Here is a 21,791-nt window from a genome sequence, read left to right as displayed (position 1 = left end):
AAGAGCCTAGGTCCCAGTCTTATCTGAGATCAGTCTCATGTCTGCTCTGAAGCGCCAAACCGTTTTGCTCAGCCTATTCGCGATGGCATCGCTCAATGCGCTGGCGTATGCCGGCGATGAACGCGCAGAGCTGGATCTCATCATTCAGCAAATCCGAGCGATCAATCAGATCGCGCAGCGTGCCGACCAATCGTCGAACTCAACTGCGCGCTACCAATTTGATTACCCCAGGCTCCGCCACGACCTTCAGCGTATCGAGGCGGGCCTCCAGGTTTATCTGTCCCCTCGCCGTGCCCAACCTGCCGATCCCACCGAACTGATCGGCGACTACGCCGCCGAACCCGCCCGCGAGTCACCGCCATGAGCATGACTGAGGCGCAAACCGCAGCCTTTCAGGGCGCCGCCGGCTATACCCCACAACTGAGCTCTGGGCTCTGGATCTCGCTGACGCTGGTGATCGCGCTGTTGTGGTGTAGCTGGGCGTTGTGGACCGGCTACCGAGGCTGGGCGGCGGGTCATGTGAGTTTCGGGGCACTGGGTGGCAGCGCCGCCCGGGTGTCCGTCGCATTGTTGGTCCTGATGTTTTTCACGTTGTCCTGATGCCCTGGAGGTAATGCCATGATCCCCACCGTCCTCAACACTGCGCTGATCAAATCCCGCTACACACAAGCCAAGCAGCAGGCTTTCGGTCTGGTCCTGATTTTGGGGCCGGGTATGGCGTTGGCCGAGTTGCCCGCCATGGAAGCGCCCTCTCGCGGCGAAGGCGGCGGCCTGATCGAGACCATCAAGAACTACGCCTATGACGGCGGCATCATGATCGGGCTGCTCATTGCCGTTCTGGCCTTTCTGGGGGTCGCCTGGCACTCCCTGACGGTCTACGCCGATGTGCAAAACCAGCGCAAGACCTGGAAGGATCTGGGCGCGGTGGTCGGGATCGGCGCTCTGTTGGTGGTGATCATTCTCTGGTTCCTCGACAAAGCCGCCACCATTCTGTGAGGCCCACATGAGTGACGATATCGCTCGCCTGGCAGATGGCACCTTGAGCTTCCTGCCAGAGCGTTTGAACCGCGATCCTGCCGTACTGCGCGGGCTCACCAACGACGAAATGTGGGTGTCGTTGGGTGCCGGCGCAGCGATCGGCCTTGTATTCGGCGTGCCGCTGGCGATCGTCACGGCGTCGATCGCCGTGGCGCCTACGGGAATGATCGTCGGCATGGCGATCATCCTCTTGGTCAGCGGCACCCTGCTGCGCCGCGCCAAGCGTGCGCGCCCTGAGACCTGGCTGTACCGCAACCTGCAATGGCAGTTGGCAATTCGTTGGCACATCGGCCGGGAGGCACTGGTAATCCATTCCGGCCCTTGGACGGTTCGCCGTACGCGCCGCCTGCGAGGACCCAGACCATGAGCCGATTCCGCAACAAGGTGGATGCCCAGCAGGCCCATATCATCAGTCTACGCATGGGGGTGGTTGCGCTGACCCTCGTGTGCGCCGGCCTGTGGTATGGCTGGCAGTCTGCGCCGACCTCGCTGACGGTACATGTGCCACCGGACCTGCGCTCAGGCAGCACGCGTAAATGGTGGGACGTGCCTCCCGAGAACATCTATTCGTTTGCGCTGTACATCTTCGGCCAGCTCAACCGTTGGCCCACCGATGGCGAAGCTGATTATCAACGCGCCATCTATGCCCTGCAGTCCTATCTGACCCCTTCGTGCAGAACATTTCTGGAAGGCGACTTCGAGTTTCGCAAGGCCGCCGGCGAACTGCGCGATCGGGTCCGCGGCGTGTATGAAGTACTGGGCCGCGGGTACAGCGACGACCCCGAGTTGCGTGTCGCCCAACTCGATGCAGATTCCTGGCTGGTGAAACTGGATCTGAACGCCGACGAGTATTACGCCGCGGAACCGGTAAAGCGCGTTGTGGTGCGTTATCCATTGCGGGTCATCCGCTTTGACATTGATCCGGAGCGGAACAAGTGGGGCCTGGCGCTCGACTGCTACCAAGGCACACCACAGAAGCTGATATTGCCGGGAGGTGATTCATGAGCCCACATTCGTGGCGCACTGTGCTAGCGCTGTGCCTGGGGATCAGCACTGGCGCCCAGGCCGTCGAGGTCAAACACTGGGACCGCCTACCGATCGCCGTACCCCTGATCGTTGGACAGGAACGCATTATCTTTGTCGACCAGGACGTCCGAGTCGGCATACCGGGGGGCATTGCCGGCAAGCTGCGAGTGCAGTCGATCGGAGGCACCGTGTATCTGCTGCCGTCTGACTCGATCGGGCCGACGCGGCTCCAGCTGCAATCGATCAGCACTGGCGAAATCATTTTGCTGGATGTGGACGCTCAACCCGGCGAGCGCGCTTTGGAACCCATTCAAATCGCGACCACATCTTCGGCCACTGAAGCCGATGGAACAGGTAGATCCGAACGTCCACCGCAGCGTACGCCCGTTCCCGTCGCCCTGACCCGTTACGCCGCCCAAAACTTGTATGCGCCCTTGCGCACAGTCGAACCGCTTCCCGGCGTTCGACGTATGGCGTTGAAGGTCCCCACCGATTTGCGCCATTTGCTTCCCACCCAACACGTTGCGATCACCCCGCTGTCCGCCTGGCAACTCGATGACTTCTGGGTAACCGCCGTGAAGATCAAGAATCTAAGCCTTCAGGTTATCGAGCTGGATCCTCGCGAACTGCAAGCTGAATTGTTCGGCGCTGCTTTCCAACACTCGACACTGGGTCGATCCGGGACCGCCGAAGATACCACCGTCGCCTATCTGGTTACGCGCGGCAGTGGCCTGGATCAAGCCGTTCTGCTGCCACCGGCCCTGCCTGCAGGTGACGACCATGAAGGCTAATGCACTGCTTAAGTGGCTCGTACCGGGCGCCCTGGTGGCCGTGGTGCTGATTATTCTCCGCTCCTGGGTCAGCGATGCCCCAACCTTCAGCTCTACCGTCTCAGCGGAAGCGGAGCCGGTGCAGCTGACCGCTGACCAAGCGAAGTCCCTGGGCATCGCCGGTGACACCCCCCGCGACACGGTCGCAACGCTGGTGGGACAGGTCAAAGCGATGCGCACCGAGATGCTGTCACTGAAGAAAAGCAACGACTCCCTGCAATCGGAGAACAATCGTCTGCGCACACGCGAAGGGAGCATCGATACCCGTATTCAATCAGCACTCGGCAGCGTGACACAGCAGGTCAGCGAGGAGCGCAAGCAAGCCGATGCGGCACGCCAGAAAGCCGAGCAGGACAACCGCGAGGCCAAGTCCTTGTTGTCCCAGTTGAAGGATCAACTCTCCGGATTGGGGGGAAAGAACGATGATCTGCCAGTGGGATTCGGCCTCGAGCCCGGCGATGGGGACCGATTCAAGTCAGCGGCCAGCGAGAATGATGCCATGCGCTGGGTCGAACCCTCGGACAGAGCCGCTTCCGCCAAGCCCAGCGAGGGCTCGACTGCGCTGTCCAACCTTCCCTCGCAGTTCAAGCTAGACGGGTTGAAAGACAACGCCATCGGTCGTGGCCAAAAACAACTCCGCGCCACCTCGAAGGGCGAACGCGATCTGGACGGCAAGGCCGACCGCACCGAGGGGGCCCGCCCCGTCTACACCATCCCAGAAAACTCGACCCTCATGGGGTCGGTGGCGATGACAGCGCTGATCGGCCGAGTGCCCGTGGACGGTACCGTCAACGACCCCTACCCCTTCAAGGTGCTGATCGGTCCGGAGAACCTCACCGCCAATGGCATCGATCTGCCCGACGTGGCAGGGGCGGTCATGAGCGGGACGGCTTCGGGTGATTGGACACTTTCATGCGTACGCGGACAGGTCGAGTCGATTACCTTCATCTTCCAAGACGGGACGGTGCGCACCGTCCCGCAGCCGCAAGCAGTGGTCAACCGCAACACGGCCGCAACACAGTCCAGCAGCACCGAAAAAATTCGCGGCGGCCTGGGCTTTATTTCGGATCCTTATGGCATCCCCTGCATCGCCGGCGAGCGCCGCTCCAACGCGCAGCAATATCTGGGCAGTCAGAGCCTGATCACCGCCGCCGGCGCCGGACTGGCCTCGGTGCTGAGCAATGAGCAGAACAGCACCAGCGTGATCAGTTCAGGCAGCACGGCGCTGGGCATGTCTCAGAGCAACGGCAACAGCGCTTTGAACTCGGTGCTCAGCGGTGGCATCAGCGATATTCGCGAGTGGGTCAACAAGCTCTATGGCGAAGCCTTTGCCGCGGTTTATGTGCCGCCGTCGGCCAAGGTGGCGCTGCACCTGGACCATGAGATCGCAATCGACTACGAGCCCAAGGGCCGGAGGGTGAACCATGAAAGCACATCGGTTTCGTCACTGGATCTCGACTAGCCTGCTGCTGGTATTTTTGGCTGGCTGCTCTACCGACAAGGAAGCCATGCTGCCCCACGGAGAGCAGACCATGATGGATATCTGGAACAGTGCTGGATCTGTCGGCACCCCGCAGCAGTTGTTCGATGCACGCAGCGTGCTAAGACGCCCGCTGGTGGATCCTTCCTCAAATGCCGGTGAGCAGGCCAGTTACACCCGCACGGCTAAAACCGAGATTTATAATTTGTTCCCTCGACTGCCTAATCCGGACCTCGTGCTCTATGTCTACCCGCACCTGAGCGGCTCCGAGCAGGCGCCGGTGCCGGGGTACTCGACGGTGTTTCCGCTCTATCGCACGGTTCAATATGCACAGCCCGGCGAACGCGTGGATGACCTGTGATGCCGGAAGATCAAGCGGACCCTCGCTCCTTCTGGACGCCATGGCGCGATGACCGACGTCGCCGCGCGACCCAAGCCGACGAGTCAAAGTTATATGATCCTAATCCCAGCTTCACGGATCATCTTCCCTGGGTGGAATACCTGGAGGAAAGCCAATGCTTTTTGCTCGACGACAACCGTTCCGTCGGTGCCGCGTTCGAACTGACGCCCATTGGCACAGAGGGGCGAGAACCAGAATGGCTAATGACCGCGCGTGATGCCCTCGAAGATGCCCTGCAGGACAGCTTCGAGGAATTGGATCGTGCGCCATGGGTGGTGCAGTTCTTTTGCCAGGACGACAGCGACTTCTCGCCGTACCTGCAAAGGCTGTCGGATTACATCCAGCCGAGCGCCCGCGGAACCGCCTTCACCGAAGCCTACCTTGAACTGACCCGGCAACATCTCAAAGCCATTGCCAAACCCGGAGGACTGTTCGAGGACACGGTGGTCTCGCACCTGCCATGGCGAGGCAGCAATCGTCGCGTTCGCTTGGTGATCTACCGCCGCTTGCATAGCTCAGACGATGACGCAAGATCGCCTGTGGCGGCTCTGGAGCGTGCTTGGGAGCGCATATCGGCATCGCTGCAGGCCTGCGGTGTTGCACCACGACGTGTGGACGGGAAAGCTTTCTACGCCTGGCTTCTGCCTTGGTTCAATCCCGCACCGACGCTGACCGATGAGGCGCCCGCTGACTTTTACGCCCGTGTGCCCTATCCCGAGACGTCTGATGGCGAATCCCTAGAATTGCCCTTCGATCATGACTTTACTGAGCGACTGTTCTACAACGAACCTCGGTCTGATGTGGATCACGGACGATGGTACTTCGACAATCAGCCCCACCGGGTCATGGTGGTAGACAAACTTCGCAAGCCGCCACACATCGGCCAGGTCACTGGTGAGACTCGCAAAGGCGAAGCCTTGAACGCGCTCTTCGATCAATTGCCCGAAGACACCATCATGAGTTTGACCATGGTGGTGACGCCGCAGGACGTGCTCGAAGAGCAGCTCAATCGCCTGTCTCACAAGGCCATTGGCGAGAACCTCGCCTCCACTCAGACGCGACAGGACGTTGAACAAGCGCGGGCGATCATCGGCCGACAACACAAACTCTACCGGGGAACGCTGGCGCTCTACCTCCGAGGTAAAGACGATCGCGAACTGCATCAGCGATCGATTCAGGCGGCTAACGTATTACTCGCGGCTGGGCTTCAACCTGTGCGCGAAGGTGACGAGGTGGCCGCCTGTAACAGCTATCTGCGCTGGCTGCCCATGAGCTATAACCCCATCCAGGACAAACGCAATTGGTATACCCGGCTGATGTTTGCCCAGCACCTGGCCAATCTGCTGCCCCTGTGGGGCCGTAGCATTGGTACCGGCAACCCCGGCATGAGCTTCTTCAATCGTGGCGGCGCACCACTGACCGTGGACCCGTTGTCACGCCACGACCGTGCCATGAACGCTCATCTGCTGTTGTTCGGCCCAACGGGCTCTGGCAAGTCGGCCACTCTCGTCTCGCTGCTGATGCAGGTCATGGCGATCTACCGTCCGCGGCTGTTCATCGTTGAGGCGGGCAATTCCTTTGGGCTGCAGGGTGATTACTTCGCGACGCTCGGCCTGTCGGTCAACAAGATCCAGCTCAAGCCCGGTACCGGCGTCAGCCTGGCGCCTTTCGCTGATGCGCGGCGACTGGTCGAGGAACCGCACAAGGTGGCCTCCCTGGCAGTTGAAGATCTGGACGAAGCTGAGGATGACAGCGATGAACAACGCGATGTCCTGGGCGAACTGGAGATCACCGCGCGGCTAATGATCACTGGCGGTGAAGCCAAGGAAGATGCTCGGCTCACCCGCGCCGATCGCAGTCTTATCCGTGAATGCATTCTGGATGCAGCGAGGGCTTGCCAGGTCACCCGAACATCTGTCAGAACGCGGCATATCCGTGATGCACTGCAACACGTTGCCGGCAACACGCACTTGCCTGACAAACGCCGTGACCGAGCTCAGGAGATGGCTGAATCGATCGATCTGTTCTGTCAGGGATTCGAAGGTGAGCTGTTTGACCGCGAAGGCACACCGTGGCCCGAAAGTGATGTGACCATCGTCGACCTTGCGACCTATGCTCGGGAGGGCTACGAGGCACAGATGTCGATCAGTTATATCAGTCTGATGAACACGGTGAACAACCTCGCCGAGCGTGACCAATACCTTGGCCGCCCGATCATCATGGTGACTGACGAGGGCCACATCATCACCAAGAATCCCCTCCTCGCTCCATTCGTGGTGAAGGGTACCAAAATGTGGCGAAAGCTCGGCGCCTGGTTCTGGCTCGCCACACAGAATCTCTCAGACTTTCCGAATGCCGCACAGACCATGCTCAACATGATCGAATGGTGGGTATGCCTAAACATGCCGCCGGCTGAAATTGAGGAGATCGCGCGCTTCAAGAAGCTTACGCCCGCACAGAAAGCGCTCTTGCTAACCGCAAGTAAAGCGTCCGGCAAGTACACCGAAGGCGTCATCTTATCGAAGAAAGTCGAGACTCTATTCCGCGTAGTGCCACCGAGCTTGTACTTGGCTTTAGCTATGACGGAGCCGGAGGAAAAAGCACAGCGTTGGCAGGAAATGCAGGCGATGCACTGCTCCGAACTTAGCGCGGCCATCCGCATCGCGGGGAAAATCGATACAGCCCGTGGTATCTATTAGCGGCCGGATTAGTTCTGGCAAAAGAATCGAGGGCGCTTCGTAGAGGATTGCGACAGGCGGCTATCGGCCAAAAGCGCCCCTCCCGAGTGAGCACGGCAAAGCCAAGCGTCCTCTGTACCAAGCGGCGCTGAAGCATCGATGAAAAGTGCAGAATACCGCGTGTTCATCGTGGAAGGGCTGCCTGGGGGGATCGCTTCGGCCACCTGAGGGGAGCGTATCCTCGGTCAACCTCGGACGAGTTTGGAATGATCGGCAGACTAGAAGTAAGCTGGGGCCAGGCTTAAGCCAATTTTCGTATACGTTCAGAGAACTCGCTCACTTGAGCGGAAGATAGACACCGAAGCGTCGCAAAGTGTTCTAGATGGTGAATCAGCGCTTCCGAACTTCCTATCTGCCCCGCCGCCATCCTGCGGCACGTCTTCTCCAGAATGAGACGTGCCAATTCAGGGTTATCGACTTTTGACGCATCAAAAGCGAGCGCCACGGCCGAGGCTAAATCTCCGAGGTCCGGATTCACCCGCTGCAATGCGCGGAGGGCGTTCAACTGTCGTGCAGTGATAGGTAACGACACAGGGCCTCCTAGGTAACCAGTGCGCTAAAAGCCGTGAGGCCGATAATGCTACGCGAGGAGGTAAGCGTTGGGAATACCGGCGCCGAAGGAGCCCGAGTTCCCGGCGCGCTTGTTACTGGCTTCAAGCGTGGCATTCATCGGAATACGGCCAACTCAAGACATTGCCTTTGCGGTGGCCGAGTGCCCTCATGGGCAATAGCAAGCAAGCTCGGCCATTGAGGCAGACCGTTCGGCCTAATCGAGACAGCATTGCGCTAAGGGAACATCCACTTTCAGCCAAAAGCGAACGGCGGCTAAGGTAAGCAGACAGTCGAAGCCACCGAGCACGGCGCGTGTTGACGATCAATGCGCAAGGGACCGGCCTCCATGTGATTACCAGGGTTGCCGACCGTGACTTCCAAAAAAACCACCGGTAGGACCATCGGGACCCAGCAACGCCATCTTGATGACTGTTGTCGCCCCTTCTTCAGGCGTCAATACGCCCGAGTTGCCATTAAGATCGGTCCGCACATGCCCAGGCTCGACCGCATTCACTTTGATACCCAGCGGCTCTAGTTCTTTCGCGAAAGAGACCGTAACAGCATTCAAGGCCACTTTTGACGAGGTGTAGTCGAGAAGGTTGACAGTCGAATAGATGGATGTCGGATCTGTTACCAAAGTGAGCGAACCGACGCCGCTGCTCATCATGACGATCCGGGCCTGGTCGGCGTTTTTCAGCAAGGGCAGGAAGGCCTGCGTGACGCGCACCGGGCCAAACAGATTGACCTCGTAAACGGCTTTCATGTCCTGCATACGAACTTCACTGGGTGCCTTGGTCATGTCAGCCGCTATCCCGGCGTTGTTGATCAGGATATCCAGTGCACCGATTTGCTTGGACAGCACCGCTGCCGCTCGATACACACCGTCTTCGACCGCAACGTCCGTTCAAGAAGACCTGCTCCGAGACCGGCATCACGTAATTGAGCAACGGCCTGCTCGCCTCGGTTCCGATCACGAGCACCGATCCAGACAAAGAACCCAGCCTCGGCAAGTCCCTTGGCAATCGCGAGTCCGATGCCTTTATTTGCGCCAGTGACGAGCGCCTGTCGTTTGATAGTCATCGTGGAAGTCCTCGGAATTGAAAGATGCTTTTTCTGTACGTTTAAAGGCGCTGGGCTGCCGACGTGAAGAGCCAGAACCCCATACCCGAGCCGTCTCGCGAGCTGGGCATGGAGCCTGTTTGTCCTGTCAGGCGGGCTGGGCTACCGCATCACTTTGAGCACCCTTGACGTGGTGCCTTAGGTCGCCGGCAAAACGCAAAGTCACCTCACGACGAGTGAACCGCCATTCCCCATCATGCAGCTCGAACTGGTCGTGGTACTTGCCGGCGCAGATAGGCTGCAATGGAAAGCCGTCGAGTTGCTGATGCACGGTGTAGTAGCTTTCCGAACTGGCCTTATCGCCCGACGGAGCGACATCAATCAGCACGTTGGTGATCGAATGCCACGTGCGGGGCGTACCGTCGGCATGTATCTGAAGGCCCGCCTCGAAGAAACCCATCAGCCCCTCAACCGAGGAGGCCTCGTTGCCAAGCACATCAATCACCGCATGCTGAAGCACCTCGGCGACACCCGCGAAATCTCCGCTATCAAGACGATGGATGTAGGTGGCGTGAAGACGGTGAATGGCGCTCTCGGCGGCAAGACGTGCGAGTATTTCGGGTGAATTGGTCATGACTCTCTCCAGGCCTTAGGCCACAAAGGAATGGTGTATAGCGGCGGCCATACGTTTGATGCGCTCGGCAGACGACCGTGGAGGCAATCCAATATGGCGTCAGACGGGCAATGATTTTGATAAACGAGTTGTCAGCCTTGTGGCGGGCGACGGAATGGGATCGACACTTGCGCTTGAACCTCCGGGTGAGCAGCGACCCAAAAATCTAGCACTGCGACGCCCCGCCATCCGCGAACAGCTCGACACCATTGATATAGCTGGCGGCGTTACTGGCCAGGAAAGCCACGGCAGCGCCAATCTCATGGGCTTGGCCGATACGCCCGATGGTGCTTTTCTCACTCAAGGACTCGATCACCGCCTCAGCGTGTTCCGCGAGCATATGGCGCAGCGAAGGAGTATCTACAGGGCCCGGGCTCAAGAGGTTGATGCGCACCCCGCTGCCTTTGATATCGAGCGTCCAGCTTCTGACCAGCGTGCGCAGTGCCGCTTTGGTTGCACCGTATACGCTCAGGCCAGGGCCGGGATCGATGGAGGCGGTGGAGCCGATGATGACAATGCTGCTGCCCTTGCCCATGAGCGGCAGCGCGCCTTGAACGGTGAAGGTCACGCCCTTTACGTTAGTGCTGAATACCCGATCGAAATACGCTTCGGTGATGCTGCCGAGTGGAGCGATCTCGCCCATACCTGCGTTGGCTACGAGCACATCGATTCGGCCATGGCGGGCTTTGATTCTGTCAAACAGCACAGCGAGATCGGCTATCACCGAGACGTCCGCGACCACCGCGCTGGCTCGGCCCCCGAGCGTCGATAATGCATTGTCCAGTTGCTCTTGCCGCCGCCCAGTAATCACCACCGTGGCCCCCTGCCCTGCCAGCTCTCGAGCGATGGCAAGCCCCAATCCTGAGGACCCTCCGGTGACGAGAACGACTTTGTCTTGAAACTGCATGCTGATGCTCCTGTGTGCAGAGGAGGAATGAATTTATATAGCGGACACTACATAGCGCAAGCAAATGACGCAAGATATTTAGTGGTCACTATATAAATCCACCATTCAGCTCAGCACAGTTGCCCCGGCATATAGCGGTCGCTACAATCGCGACCACACCCACGAGATCACCATGACCGACAAAATCCGCCAACGCCGCCCTGCTTTCGATAGAGAGGCTGGAGTCGCCATCGCCCAAGCCATGTTCCACGAACACGGCTTCGACGCGGTGAGCCTCACGGATCTGGTCGAAGCCATGGATATCAAGCCGCCCAGCTTCTACGCCGCGTATGGCAGCAAGGCTGAGTTGTTCGAGAAGGCCATGCTGCGCTACGCCCGCGAGCACGCTTTGCCGTTGGACAAGCTACTCGCTCCGGATCGACCAGTACCTGAGGCGCTGGCCGCTTTGCTGGTCGCGGCGGCAAAGCAGTATGGAAAGGACAGTGTGCTGCGAGGCTGCATGATCACTGAGGGCATGCGCGCGGACGACGAGGTGGCCGGCCAGATGGCGCAAACGTTGGCGGACGGAGGCATCAAAGTGATTCGGGATTACCTTGATCAGGCACTTCCTGAAAAAGCCCAATGCCTTACCGACTACCTTTCGATTACCCTGCGCGGGCTATCGTCTGCGGCGTGTAACGGCATGCCGCGCAAACGGCTGATCGAGGCCGCGCAGACGGCGGGTCGGTTCATTGCTCATGAGCTGGATAAAGCGCAGCAAATAAACCGCTAACGCGCACGCCTACCACCGTGTTGCACATTCCGAACTCAGCTATTTTGCCCACCATCCACATTCAGCGTCGCGCCCGTGATGTAAGCGGCATCCGGCCCCACTAAAAACGCTACGGCGCCGGCGACTTCTTCAGGTTGGCCATATCGACCCAAAGCTGTCATCTGCTTGACCATCGACGCCATGCCACTGGTCTCAGGGTTCAGCTCGGTGTTGATGGGACCGGGCTGGATGGTATTGACGGTGATATGACGCGACCCCAAATCCCGAGCCCAAGCCCGGCCATACGCGGCAACAGCGGCTTTGCTGGCCGCGTAGTCGCCAATGCCGGGAAAGGGAGCGCGGCTGGCGAACATGGTGCCTATCGACACGATACGGCCGCCGTCTGCGAGCAAGGGCACTGCAGCGCGCACCGCTGCGACGACACCGCCGATATTGATGGCCTGCTGGCGATCCAGCTCGGCGATATCCGCTTGAGAATCTCCAATCACACCCGTCACAAAGACGCCTGCATTGTTGACCAGGATATCCAGCCGCCGGAAGTGCTCGTGTGCTTTGCGAACAAACGAAGCGACGGCATCGCTATCTGCCTGATCCGCTGCAACCGCCAATACATTCACGCCTAGGGCTTCAATCTCGCTGGCCACTGCCTTTGCACGTTCAGGCGAGCTGGCATAGCTGAAAGCGATATCGGCCCCCTCCACCGCCAGGCGCTTTGCAATAGCGGCACCGATTCCGCGTGATGCGCCGGTAATCAGCGCGACTTTACCTTTCAACAACTGACTCATGGGATTTCCTTTATGAAGCGTTAGCGCTGCGGGTCGCAGGCCAGAGCAATCACAGTAAGCGCCATCTCATGCGGGATAAACCGATCAAAAAGGTATATACAATCCCTGGACGGGTGATAATCAATGACTCTCATCGCTGCGGATTGCCCATGGACTATTTTCTCGCCGTAACAGCGTTCAATCGCATCGTGGAGACAGGAAGCTTCGTCAAGGCCGCCACGCAACTCGACTTGCATCCCAACGTTGTGACCAAGCTGGTCCAGAGCCTGGAGTCGCACTTGCGGGTCAGGCTGCTTAACCGAACGACCCGCCGCGTGACACTGACCAGCGAAGGCGATGTTTACTATGAACGGATGAGCCGGGTGCTCGACCGATGGCTGGAGGTCGAATCGGAAATAGTCCTTACCCACGCCAATCCCAAAGGCCGGATACGGGTAGACATGGGCACGACCATTGCCACGCATCTGGTGATACCGGCACTGGCAGCCTTCAACGCTCGCTACCCCAACATCCACATCGAAATAGGTGCCAGCGACCGCACGGCAGACCTGGCAAGCGAAAACATCGACTGTGTCATTCGCGGCGGCGATCTTCGCGACTCTTCCCTCATCGCTCGTCGCTTGGGCAGCGTGGAATTCGTCACCTGCGCGACCCCTACCTATCTCGCTGCGCGCGAACCGCTCTGCCATCCCTCGCAGTTGGAGAACACTCACCCGGTGGTGCGGTACGTATTCCCTTCCTCGGGCAAACACAACCGGGTCGAATTCGAGCGAGGTGACGAGCAGATAGTGATCGACGGCACCTATGTGGTGGCCGTCAACGACAGCAACGGCTACGTGGCTGCCGGGCTTGCGGGGTTGGGCGTGCTCCATACGTTGCGCTTCATGGTCCAGTCTCACATGGATTCAGGCGAACTGGTTCCCGTGCTGGAAGACTGGTCGGCGCACGCCAATACGCTCTCGGTGGTGTACATGCCCAATCGGCACCTGAGCGTGCGAGTACGGGCATTTGTCGATTGGCTGGCCGAATATTTTGCGACGCACCCGCACGTGATTACTTGAATGACACCGGCAACACGGCCTCACGTGTTGCCCTCTCGCCGCAACGGTCAGTAACCGACCCCACGCACGCCGCCCGAAGCGCGAATGGATTCGCCTGTCACCCAGTGCGAATCCTCGGAGGCAAGAAACACCGCCAACGGTGCGATATCTTCCGGCTCGCCGAAACGCCCCAGCGGCGTTCCTGCAAGAATTTTCTCACCCAGTTCGCCAGCGAAATTGCCATCGGTGGCGGGTGTGTTGGTATGCCCTGGCAAGATGGAGTTGACTCTGATGCCACGCGCTCCCAGCTCCCGGGCCAATGCAAAGGTCAAGGTATCGACCGCACCCTTGGTCGCCGAGTACACGCTCGACGCCAAGTAGGGATCGGTGCTGAGGATAGAGCTGATATTGATGATGCTGCCCTTGTGACCCAAGAGCTTGACGGCCTCGCGTACCGCGAGAAAATAGCCCAGCACATTCAGGTTGAATTGCTTGTGGAAGGCGTCTTCGGTCAGGTCATCGATCATTTGGAACACGGCTACGCCGGCGTTGTTGACCAGAACATCCAGGGTGCCGTAGTTCGTTCGCACCGTTTCGAACAAACGCACGACGTCAGCTGCCTGGCTCATATCTGCCTGTACGGCCAACGCTGAGCCGCCTTGGTCGACGATCTGGGCAACCACAGCATCTGCATCGGCCTTGCTGGAGGCGTAGTTGACGATGACGGTAGCGCCTTGCGCACCCAGCGCCCGGGCAATCCCGGCGCCGATACCTTTTGAGGCGCCTGTTACAACCGCTAATTTTCCTTCGAGCTTCATGACATGACCTATTGAGTGGGGCGATATGTGGCTTCGTTGACTAATCGAACTGCAACGAGCCGCGTGTCACCAGTATTCAGGCAGCGAAGGCAGCGGCGTTTGCCGGTTATTCGCACATCCTTGCCTATTCTTCTCAGCAGGCTTGCCATGCATTCGGATATGGCTCACGGTGGCAGGCATGGAAAAACCAATCGAAGAACTGCGCCGTATCGTGATGCGCGCACAAGACAAGTGGACCGACACCGGATTGCCGCGAGTGGCTATGGTCCGCGCCGAGGCGTGTGCAGATCAGGTCTATCAGCCGATGCTGCATCTGGTGCTTCAAGGCACCAAGACGCTGTCGATTGGGGAAGAGGTTTCTCGGTACACGGCTGGTAGCTATTTCCTGGTACCCGTCGACGTGCCCGCGACGGGTCAGATTCATGCGCACGCTCAGGATCAGCCCTATCTGGCGGTCAGTCTTACCCTGGACGCCGATGTGGTCGCTACCTTGCTGATGGATGAGGGGAAGGCGCCTAGGGCGCCACAAAACACGTGTTTCCAGGGCGTGCACGCGCCGCCAGAAATGATCGATGCATGGTTACGCATGATGCGGCTCATGGATCGCCCGCATGAGGCTGCGGTGCTGGCACCGATGATCGAACGGGAGATTCTGTTTCGCGCGTTGCTGGGGCCGCTGGGCGGCATTCTTCGCGACGTTGCCCGGCCGGATGGGCGGATGACGCAGATTCGTCGTGTCACCCAGTGGATTCGCGAGCATTACACCGAGCCTTTTCGCGTCGAGCCATTGGCGCTGATGTCAGACATGAGCGTTGCCGCGTTCTACCGGCACTTCAAATCGGTGACGGCCATGACACCGATTCAATATCAGAAGCGCCTGCGCTTGCTGAGGGCTCGTTGGCTGCTACTGTTCGATACGCTGGACGCGACGTCCATTGCCTATACAGTCGGGTATGAAAGCGCCTCGCAATTCAACCGCGAATACGCCCGCCTGTTTGGCCTGCCACCTGCGCGGGATGCAGCGAGGTTCAGGCCCCCTGCCCCCGGCACACAGCTGACCGCAGCCTCTTGAGCGGCCAAAGCCACCGCTAGAAGTCGGTGATGACTGTTCCGGTAATGCTCTCGGCGAATCCATCCCCGAAGACCTTGGCCGGTGTCGCAAAGCCCGGCTGCCGCTCCCCGTTAAAAACCCGACGCGCCGCTTCAACCGCTGCTAACGGCGTATAGGAATAGCCGTTCACGGTTTCAATCACCGATTTTGCTGTGGTTCCATCGCTACCCATAACTTCCACTGCTGCACGTGCCCGGTACGCGTCCCGTTGCTCTTGCGTAGGCCCGTCAGGCACCTGCGACAGATCGCCCTCTGGAAACGCATCGCCAGCGATATGCACGAACATGGCGATATTAGGGATGCCAGTTGAATGCCAACCGGTGATCAGGTCACCGAAAGACAGCGGTACGCAAAGGACCGGCCCTTGGCCAAAGTCAAAGTGCCGCGTCAGGGGTCGAGACCAGTTCGCCATCGACCCTTGCCAGCAGGCCCGCATTGATGATTTCGCTGACACTCATGGCCGAGCCACGAGACATCGATCCGGGCACCTGAAGCGCGATGCTCAGCGCAAGTGGCTTCTCCACGCGTCTGGCAACCTGCACCGCCAGCGAATCAGTGGGAACGACATCCCAACCCACGCCTGGCAACAGCATGACCTTACTGGAAGCGGCCTGAGTGCCTAGTCTCTCAGCCAGCCGGTATACGTTGATCTCGGCGGTGATGTCCAGATAGTCGACCTCGGCGTTGATGCACGCGCGCATCAATGGCTCTGCGGTTTGCGCGAACGGTCCGGCGAAGTTGAGTAATACCGAGATTCCCGACAGAAAGGTCTCGATAGCCGCGTCGGTATCGAATACTCGATAGGGCACGTCCAGTTGCGCCGCCAGGGTGGCAAGCCGCTGCTGGCTGCGCCCGGCAATTTCAAAATTCAGGCCGAGCGTTTTTGCCCGCTCCGCCGCCATACGACCGGTATAGCCCGTGGCTCCGTAGATCAGAAGTGTGCTCATTGGACGTGCTGCCATTTTTTATAGACGAATTCCAGACTGTACCCATCCGGGTCCAGCACATTGGCTGCGTAGTAATCGGGATCGTAATGCAAGCGCGCACCGGGCGCGCCGTTATCGACGGCGCCCTGCGCTATGGCAGCGGCATAGGCAGCGTCGACCTCTGCCTTGTTGTTCGCGACGAAGCCCACGTGTACCGCGCGCCCTTCGACGACACCTTCGCGCAACCAGAAAAACATCCGCCCGTTGGCGCCAAAGCCTTTGAGATCGGGATGCCCCGGTGGGCCGTCCTTCCCGTCGTAGTCCAGGCGCGCGGTGATGCCCAGCGGCGTTAGGGCAGCTTCATAGAAAGCGATGGAGCGTGCGATGTCGCTGACCGACAAAAATAGATGATCGAGCATGGGGTAGTCCTCGCGCGTTCAGATGTTGTAGCCGCCGGCCACTTCAATGGTCTGGGCATTGATCCAGGCGCCCTCCTCGGACAGCAGCATGGTGATGACCCGCGCGACGTCTTCGGGCTCGCCGACCCTGCCGAGCGCCGTTTGCGCGGCCAGCATCGCCTCGAACTCATCGTTCAAGCCGCCGCCCAGCTCGGTACGGATGGCACCTGGTGACACGGCATTGGCCCTTATGCGCCGCTCGCCAAACTCCTTGGCCATGTAGCGGGTGAGCACTTCCAGCCCACCCTTGAACGCCGCGTACGGCGCAACGCCTGCGGTGGCTACGCGGGTAGTTGCGCTGGTCAGGTTGACAATGCTGGCGCCTTCGGCCAGCAGCGGCAGCAATGCCTGGGTGAGGAAAAACGGGCCTTTGAGGTGCACGTTGAACAAGTCATCGAACTGCGCCTCGCTGACGGTGGCCAACGGGTTGAACAGGCCATAGCCGGCGTTATTGACCAAGCCACTCAGCGAAGTGGCGCCCCATATTTCCCGTAAGGCCACCACGACCGATTCGCGAAATGCCTCGAAACCGCCCACGTTCGACACATCAAGCTTGAGGGCTACGGCCTTGCCGCCCGCTTGCTCGATACGCTCCACGACCGATGCCGCAGCCTGGGGGTTGGCGTTATAAGTCAGGATGACGCCCAAGCCTTTCTTGGCGATATGCTTGGCCGCACTGGCACCGATACCGCGACTGCCGCCGGTGATCACGATGACGCCCATGTTCGTTGCTCCTGTGGTTGGAATGTGCTTCCACAGTAATAATCAGCGCCGGGCGGGTCTTATCCGTTCCTGCTCGAAACCTGCCTGTTTCTGCTTTTCGCTTGCGCGAGCAACCGTTCTACCTTCAGCATGCGAGGCATGGACAATCAACTCGAAGAACTCAGATCGCTAGCGGCCGGCGCTGAAAATCGCCGCACTGAAACAGGCATTCCGCGCGTGGCCATGGTGCAGGGCAAGATCCCCGAGCACCTGCTCGCAGCGGTCTATGACCCAATGATGAACGTGATCCTGCAAGGCAGCAAAAGCATGACGGTCGGGGACAGGACGCTGCGCTATGACCCGGCGACCTACTTCGTCATGTCTATCGATTTGCCAGCGGTGGGTCTGGTTCATCCCTCCTCGTCGGGCGAGCCGTATCTGGCGGTGAGCCTGACGCTGGATCCGGCAGTCTTGTCGACGTTGTTCGCCGACCTGCCCAAACCTGCCTGCCGCGTGGAGAGCAACCCAGGCTTTTCGGTCGCTGCAGTCACCACTGACCTGATGGATGCCTGGGTGCGCATGCTCCGGCTGATGGGCGATCCGGATGCCATTGCGGCTTTAGCGCCGGTTTACGAGCGCGAGATTATTTTCCGTGTCCTCCAGGGGCCGCATGGCTGGATGCTGAGGGAAATCGCAGCGCCCGATACCGCCATGGCCCGGGTGAATATGGCGATCCAGTGGATTCGCCGCGACTTCGCCGAACCCATCGGCGTAGAACGTTTGGCGGAACGCGCGTCGATGAGCGTCTCGGCATTTCATCGCCACTTCAAGGCAGTGACCAACTTGAGCCCTTTGCAATACCAGAAACGCGTGCGCCTGCTCCAGGCACGAACATTGATGGTAGCGAGCGCCAAAAGTGTCATGGCTGCGGCCTTCGAGGTTGGCTACGAAAGCGCCACGCAGTTCAGTCGAGATTATGCGCGGGTCTTCGGGCTCCCTCCCGCACAAGACGCGGGAAGGATCCTTGGGGATACGAGAGGTATCGGACGCTAGTCGGTGGGCGGATTGGATAAAGGTCAGTTATTGGCCAACCAAAAACAAACACCTTGCAAGTAGCGGCTTTACAACTTGGCAATCCGCCAAGCCACTCCTGGCTCCTTCCAGATAGCGGCTTTCATAATAGGGAAGCCGCTACCCGTAAGTGAGCACGTTGGTGATGCCTCCAAACGCTATCCTCCGACAGACTGCTTTCGACCCAGAGTGTGTAAAACCGCCCTAGTAAACTCGATCGGCGTTGTGGAGGTGACTTGCGTCACCGACATCTGGGTCGATTCTTGGATGATCTGATGGGCAATGCTTTCGTGGGTCGGGTTCAGATGGAAGATGACCACGAAGGCCATACCATTATCACGGGGCATGTTGGCGAAGAACGTCTTGACCGCTTGAAAGCCTCCTGCCGAGGCGCCGATTCCCACGACTGGAAATGGCAGATGGCTAGGGGCAATAGTCGGCTCCTGAGGGATATTGGGAGACGGCTCGGCGGTATGCTGCATGTCTATCCTTGATGGCCTGATGCTGGCAAAAAATATCAGCTACCAATACATTAACGGTTAAACAGCAGGCTTATGCAAAAGCTAAGAGTTGATGTATCCCGCTGCAGCGTTGCATTGGTGAGGCACGCTCCTTCCGCTCCAGGCTCGCCAGCAGCGGCCGTCAGGCGAGATCAATATCGGCCCTTGTAGGTCCGCGAGTCTGCCGGCGGTCATTGTCGGCGGTGATAGATCTTGGTCTTACTGATGTGCATGACCCAGCCAAGCCTGGAGCTTTGCGATGTCAGCGTCGTGATCCAAGGCATTGGTTGCAGCCGTGTCCCGCAGAACATGTACACCTAACCTGTCGACCTAGACGTCTACGGCTTTGGCATATGCTCCAACCATCTCATAGATGCCGTTAGCCGTGATGCCAGTATTGGTCTTACGACCGCGCAGTGGCAGAAAATGCGGTGCCTCGGATTTTCCAAGGAAAAAGCGCCATAGGCAAATTCTCTATCGCCTTTCTGTTTCGCTATTTTTAATGCCGGAACTTCAGCTATAGTAAATGTCATTACAAAATACATAGCTGACTCTACATGAATAGCTGGCTTATTCTGATTCTGGGACTACCGACGGCCCACGCCACCGAGCGGATGCGCGCCTGGCGTGCACTGAAGGCCTGCGGCGCGGCAGTACTTCGCGATGGCGCCTACTTGCTGCCAGACCTCCCTAGCTGCCGAGATGCACTCTCGGCTGTAGAGCGTGACATTCTCGCCATCAACGGCACCGCTTACGTGCTGTCAGTCGTCGAGGCTGACGATGGGCGCTTCATCGAAATGTTCGACCGCCGCGAGGACTACGGACAGTTGGGTGCCGAGATCGAAGCATGTCGTGCCCAGCTCACCGCCGAAAATGCTCTGGTCACGACCAAACAGATCCGCAAGCTGCGCAAGTCTTACGACCAACTAACCAGTGTCGATTACTTCCCAGGCAAACCCAAGCAGCAACTCGATCTGGCGTTGCAAGGGCTTGAGACCGCCGTGAGCAGGGCTCTATCGCCAAATGAGCCCCACAGCCGCAGCCAGACAATTACCGCACTCAACCTCCGCGATTATCAGGGGCGAACCTGGGCAACCCGAAAGCGCCCTTGGGTTGACCGCCTGGCGTGCGCCTGGCTGATCCAGCGTTTCATTGACCCCGATGCTCAGATTATCTGGTTGGACACGCCGAGCGACTGTCCCCCGGATGCACTGGGGTTTGACTTCGATGAAGCGACGTTCAGCCATGTGGGAGATCGCGTCACCTTCGAAACCCTTCAAGCCAGCTTTGAGCTGCAAGAGCCCGGCCTTGGCAGGATGGCTGCGTTGGTTCACTACCTGGATGTAGGGGGAATACAGCCGGTTGAAGCAGTGGGCATTGAGCGGGTACTGGCGGGGCTGCGCGAAACCATCTCCCACGATGACTCATTGCTGGCCGCCGCAAGCGCCATTTTCGACGGGCTGCTCACCGAGTATGCGAAAGAGGAACGACCCAATGAATAAGGTTGTTGCACCTACGCCGGAGCTGGCGCTGTCCAGGCCGCAAGCAATCAGTTTGCGGCAGGCATTTTGGTTCTGGCTGAAGCTCGGCTTCATCAGTTTCGGCGGGCCGGCTGGCCAGATCTCGATCATGCACCAGGAGCTGGTGGAGCGACGGCGGTGGATTTCCGAGCGCCGGTTCCTGCACGCACTGAATTACTGCATGTTGCTCCCAGGGCCAGAGGCCCAGCAACTGGCCACCTACATTGGCTGGCTCATGCATAGAACCTGGGGAGGACTGGTCGCGGGGCTCCTGTTCGTATTGCCTTCACTGTTCATCCTGATCGTCTTGTCATGGCTTTACATCGCCTTTGGCGAAGTGCCTGTTGTGGCTGGACTCTTCTATGGAATCAAGCCCGCCGTCACCGCAATCGTGGTGCAGGCAGCTTACCGAATCGGTTCGCGCGCGCTGAAAAACAACTGGCTCTGGGCAATGGCGGGAGCGTCGTTTATTGCGATATTCGCGTTCAACGTGCCGTTCCCACTGATCGTGCTAGGGGCCGCCCTAATCGGATATATCGGAGGACGCTGGGCACCGGAGAAGTTCAGGACAGGCGGCCATAGCGGCACCAAAAAAGCATTTGGGCCGGCCCTGATAGATGACGACACTCCGTCCCCGACCCATGCCAAATTCAGTTGGTTGAAACTGATGCTGTTGGTATTGGTAGGCGCTGCATTGTGGGCATTGCCAATGGCAATTTTGACCGGGCTGTTTGGATGGGACGGGACACTGACCCAAATGGGCTGGTTTTTTACCAAGGCAGCGCTGCTGACATTTGGAGGGGCCTATGCCGTACTTCCGTACGTTTACCAAGGCGCAGTGAGTCATTACGGCTGGCTTACACCCACGCAGATGATCGATGGCCTGGCACTCGGGGAAACGACGCCGGGGCCGCTGATCATGGTAGTAGCGTTTGTCGGGTTCGTGGGAGCTTATGTCTCTCAGGTGTTTGGAGGCGACCATGTTTTTCTGGCCGGAGCCCTCGCGGCCACGCTAGTGACCTGGTTCACTTTCTTGCCTTCATTCATCTTCATTCTGGCGGGTGGTCCGTTGGTGGAGGCCACCCACAACGAAATGAAATTTACCGCTCCGCTTACCGGAATTACGGCTGCGGTGGTCGGAGTTATTCTCAATCTGGCGATGTTTTTCGGCTATCACGTGCTATGGCCAAAAGGCTTCAGTGGCGCCTTGGATTGGCCCAGCGCACTGATTGCAATTGCCGCAGCGATTGCCTTGTTTCGATTCAAACGTGGGGTGATTCAGGTACTGATGGCCTGCGCATTGATGGGTTTGATCGTTCACCTGCTCCGCTAGGCGCCGAGTCGCAAGCGTCACGGGCCTTGGGTGGTCGCGTGAGTAGTCCCAT

General features: G+C 59.0%; 25 protein-coding genes and 2 pseudogenes. 15 read left to right on the top strand and 12 right to left on the bottom strand.

Annotated elements, in window-relative coordinates; genetic code table 11:
• The first annotated feature begins 37 nt into the window (after positions 1–37).
• The 9 genes from V6607_RS11330 to V6607_RS11290 are packed head-to-tail and all read left to right on the top strand — an operon-like array spanning position 38 to position 7,473.
• Entirely contained in the window at positions 38–364 is a 327-nt protein-coding gene (locus V6607_RS11330; RefSeq protein WP_338743836.1) for an RAQPRD family integrative conjugative element protein, read from the top strand.
• The gene (locus V6607_RS11325; protein ID WP_200656396.1) at positions 361–600 is read left to right on the top strand and encodes a TIGR03758 family integrating conjugative element protein; all 240 of its coding nucleotides are present in this window, start codon (positions 361–363) and stop codon (positions 598–600) included. The genes V6607_RS11330 and V6607_RS11325 overlap by 4 nt, the downstream gene beginning before the upstream one ends.
• Before the next feature lie 18 nt (positions 601–618).
• Complete coding sequence (locus V6607_RS11320; RefSeq protein ID WP_236470415.1) at positions 619–996, top strand: TIGR03745 family integrating conjugative element membrane protein; 378 nt, start codon at positions 619–621, stop codon at positions 994–996.
• A 7-nt stretch (positions 997–1,003) separates the two neighbouring features.
• Positions 1,004–1,405, top strand: a complete 402-nt coding sequence (locus V6607_RS11315; protein WP_338743834.1) for a TIGR03750 family conjugal transfer protein — start codon at positions 1,004–1,006, stop codon at positions 1,403–1,405.
• Positions 1,402–2,043 (top strand): TIGR03746 family integrating conjugative element protein, encoded by a 642-nt coding sequence (locus V6607_RS11310; RefSeq protein ID WP_338743833.1) that lies wholly within the window; start codon positions 1,402–1,404, stop codon positions 2,041–2,043. Before V6607_RS11315 ends, V6607_RS11310 begins: the two co-directional genes overlap by 4 nt.
• Complete coding sequence (locus V6607_RS11305; RefSeq protein WP_338743832.1) at positions 2,040–2,855, top strand: TIGR03749 family integrating conjugative element protein; 816 nt, start codon at positions 2,040–2,042, stop codon at positions 2,853–2,855. Before V6607_RS11310 ends, V6607_RS11305 begins: the two co-directional genes overlap by 4 nt.
• A complete protein-coding gene (locus V6607_RS11300; protein ID WP_338743831.1) occupies positions 2,845–4,356 on the top strand; it encodes a TIGR03752 family integrating conjugative element protein in 1,512 nt (503 codons plus the stop codon). The genes V6607_RS11305 and V6607_RS11300 overlap by 11 nt, the downstream gene beginning before the upstream one ends.
• The gene (locus V6607_RS11295; RefSeq protein ID WP_338743830.1) at positions 4,319–4,735 is read left to right on the top strand and encodes a TIGR03751 family conjugal transfer lipoprotein; all 417 of its coding nucleotides are present in this window, start codon (positions 4,319–4,321) and stop codon (positions 4,733–4,735) included. The genes V6607_RS11300 and V6607_RS11295 overlap by 38 nt, the downstream gene beginning before the upstream one ends.
• Positions 4,735–7,473: a conjugative transfer ATPase gene (locus V6607_RS11290; protein WP_338743829.1), complete on the top strand. Its 2,739-nt coding sequence runs from the start codon at positions 4,735–4,737 to the stop codon at positions 7,471–7,473. Before V6607_RS11295 ends, V6607_RS11290 begins: the two co-directional genes overlap by 1 nt.
• Before the next feature lie 280 nt (positions 7,474–7,753).
• Here V6607_RS11290 and V6607_RS11285 read toward each other — a convergent pair whose 3' ends face one another.
• The 5 genes from V6607_RS11285 to V6607_RS11265 form a co-directional block, all read right to left on the bottom strand.
• Positions 7,754–8,044 (bottom strand): hypothetical protein, encoded by a 291-nt coding sequence (locus tag V6607_RS11285; protein WP_338743828.1) that lies wholly within the window; start codon positions 8,042–8,044, stop codon positions 7,754–7,756.
• Positions 8,045–8,416: 372 nt separating this feature from the next.
• Entirely contained in the window at positions 8,417–8,926 is a 510-nt protein-coding gene (locus V6607_RS11280) for an SDR family NAD(P)-dependent oxidoreductase (protein WP_338743827.1), read from the bottom strand.
• Positions 8,890–9,144, bottom strand: coding sequence for an SDR family NAD(P)-dependent oxidoreductase (locus tag V6607_RS11275; RefSeq protein WP_338743826.1), 255 nt, complete (start codon positions 9,142–9,144; stop codon positions 8,890–8,892). Before V6607_RS11275 ends, V6607_RS11280 begins: the two co-directional genes overlap by 37 nt.
• 127 nt (positions 9,145–9,271) lie before the next feature.
• Positions 9,272–9,757: a nuclear transport factor 2 family protein gene (locus V6607_RS11270; RefSeq protein ID WP_338743825.1), complete on the bottom strand. Its 486-nt coding sequence runs from the start codon at positions 9,755–9,757 to the stop codon at positions 9,272–9,274.
• Positions 9,758–9,962: 205 nt separating this feature from the next.
• Entirely contained in the window at positions 9,963–10,703 is a 741-nt protein-coding gene (locus tag V6607_RS11265) for an SDR family oxidoreductase (RefSeq protein ID WP_338743824.1), read from the bottom strand.
• A 172-nt stretch (positions 10,704–10,875) separates the two neighbouring features.
• Here V6607_RS11265 and V6607_RS11260 point away from each other — a divergent pair, with 172 nt between their 5' ends.
• Entirely contained in the window at positions 10,876–11,475 is a 600-nt protein-coding gene (locus tag V6607_RS11260) for a TetR/AcrR family transcriptional regulator (protein WP_338743823.1), read from the top strand.
• Between the two features lie 35 nt (positions 11,476–11,510).
• Here the strand turns inward: V6607_RS11260 and V6607_RS11255 are convergent, their stop codons facing one another.
• A complete protein-coding gene (locus tag V6607_RS11255) occupies positions 11,511–12,260 on the bottom strand; it encodes an SDR family oxidoreductase (protein ID WP_338743822.1) in 750 nt (249 codons plus the stop codon).
• A 149-nt stretch (positions 12,261–12,409) separates the two neighbouring features.
• On the opposite strand from V6607_RS11255, the gene V6607_RS11250 reads away from it, so the two are divergent.
• A complete protein-coding gene (locus V6607_RS11250; protein WP_338743821.1) occupies positions 12,410–13,321 on the top strand; it encodes a LysR substrate-binding domain-containing protein in 912 nt (303 codons plus the stop codon).
• Between the two features lie 47 nt (positions 13,322–13,368).
• On the opposite strand, the gene V6607_RS11245 is transcribed toward V6607_RS11250, so the two are convergent.
• The gene (locus V6607_RS11245) at positions 13,369–14,118 is read right to left on the bottom strand and encodes a glucose 1-dehydrogenase (protein ID WP_338743820.1); all 750 of its coding nucleotides are present in this window, start codon (positions 14,116–14,118) and stop codon (positions 13,369–13,371) included.
• Between the two features lie 178 nt (positions 14,119–14,296).
• Here V6607_RS11245 and V6607_RS11240 point away from each other — a divergent pair, with 178 nt between their 5' ends.
• Positions 14,297–15,190 (top strand): AraC family transcriptional regulator, encoded by an 894-nt coding sequence (locus V6607_RS11240; protein ID WP_338743819.1) that lies wholly within the window; start codon positions 14,297–14,299, stop codon positions 15,188–15,190.
• 16 nt (positions 15,191–15,206) lie between these two features.
• Here V6607_RS11240 and V6607_RS11235 read toward each other — a convergent pair.
• From V6607_RS11235 to V6607_RS11225, 3 genes and pseudogenes are all read right to left on the bottom strand, one after another.
• Positions 15,207–16,176: pseudogene (locus tag V6607_RS11235) on the bottom strand (saccharopine dehydrogenase NADP-binding domain-containing protein).
• Complete coding sequence (locus tag V6607_RS11230) at positions 16,173–16,574, bottom strand: VOC family protein (protein WP_338743818.1); 402 nt, start codon at positions 16,572–16,574, stop codon at positions 16,173–16,175. Before V6607_RS11230 ends, V6607_RS11235 begins: the two are co-directional and overlap by 4 nt.
• 18 nt (positions 16,575–16,592) lie before the next feature.
• Complete coding sequence (locus V6607_RS11225; protein ID WP_338743817.1) at positions 16,593–17,336, bottom strand: SDR family oxidoreductase; 744 nt, start codon at positions 17,334–17,336, stop codon at positions 16,593–16,595.
• 138 nt (positions 17,337–17,474) lie between these two features.
• On the opposite strand from V6607_RS11225, the gene V6607_RS11220 reads away from it, so the two are divergent.
• A complete protein-coding gene (locus tag V6607_RS11220) occupies positions 17,475–18,368 on the top strand; it encodes an AraC family transcriptional regulator (RefSeq protein ID WP_338743815.1) in 894 nt (297 codons plus the stop codon).
• 176 nt (positions 18,369–18,544) lie between these two features.
• Here the strand turns inward: V6607_RS11220 and V6607_RS11215 are convergent, their stop codons facing one another.
• Together V6607_RS11215 and V6607_RS11210 are read right to left on the bottom strand one after the other, a co-directional pair.
• Positions 18,545–18,868: a chemotaxis protein CheB gene (locus tag V6607_RS11215; RefSeq protein WP_338743814.1), complete on the bottom strand. Its 324-nt coding sequence runs from the start codon at positions 18,866–18,868 to the stop codon at positions 18,545–18,547.
• 209 nt (positions 18,869–19,077) lie between these two features.
• A pseudogene (locus tag V6607_RS11210) lies at positions 19,078–19,324 on the bottom strand (site-specific integrase); the annotation flags it as partial.
• 119 nt (positions 19,325–19,443) lie between these two features.
• Here V6607_RS11210 and V6607_RS11205 point away from each other — a divergent pair.
• Both V6607_RS11205 and chrA read left to right on the top strand, forming a co-directional pair.
• A complete protein-coding gene (locus tag V6607_RS11205; protein ID WP_338743813.1) occupies positions 19,444–20,388 on the top strand; it encodes a chromate resistance protein ChrB domain-containing protein in 945 nt (314 codons plus the stop codon).
• Entirely contained in the window at positions 20,381–21,739 is a 1,359-nt protein-coding gene (chrA, locus tag V6607_RS11200; protein ID WP_338743812.1) for a chromate efflux transporter, read from the top strand. Before V6607_RS11205 ends, chrA begins: the two co-directional genes overlap by 8 nt.
• Positions 21,740–21,791: the final 52 nt, after the last annotated feature.

Origin of the sequence: Pseudomonas sp. KK18 (assembly GCF_037094675.1) — a bacterium.
Lineage (GTDB): Bacteria > Pseudomonadota > Gammaproteobacteria > Pseudomonadales > Pseudomonadaceae > Aquipseudomonas.
Note: the sequence above shows the minus strand (reverse complement) of the source record. Positions and strands in the feature narration are given on the sequence as shown.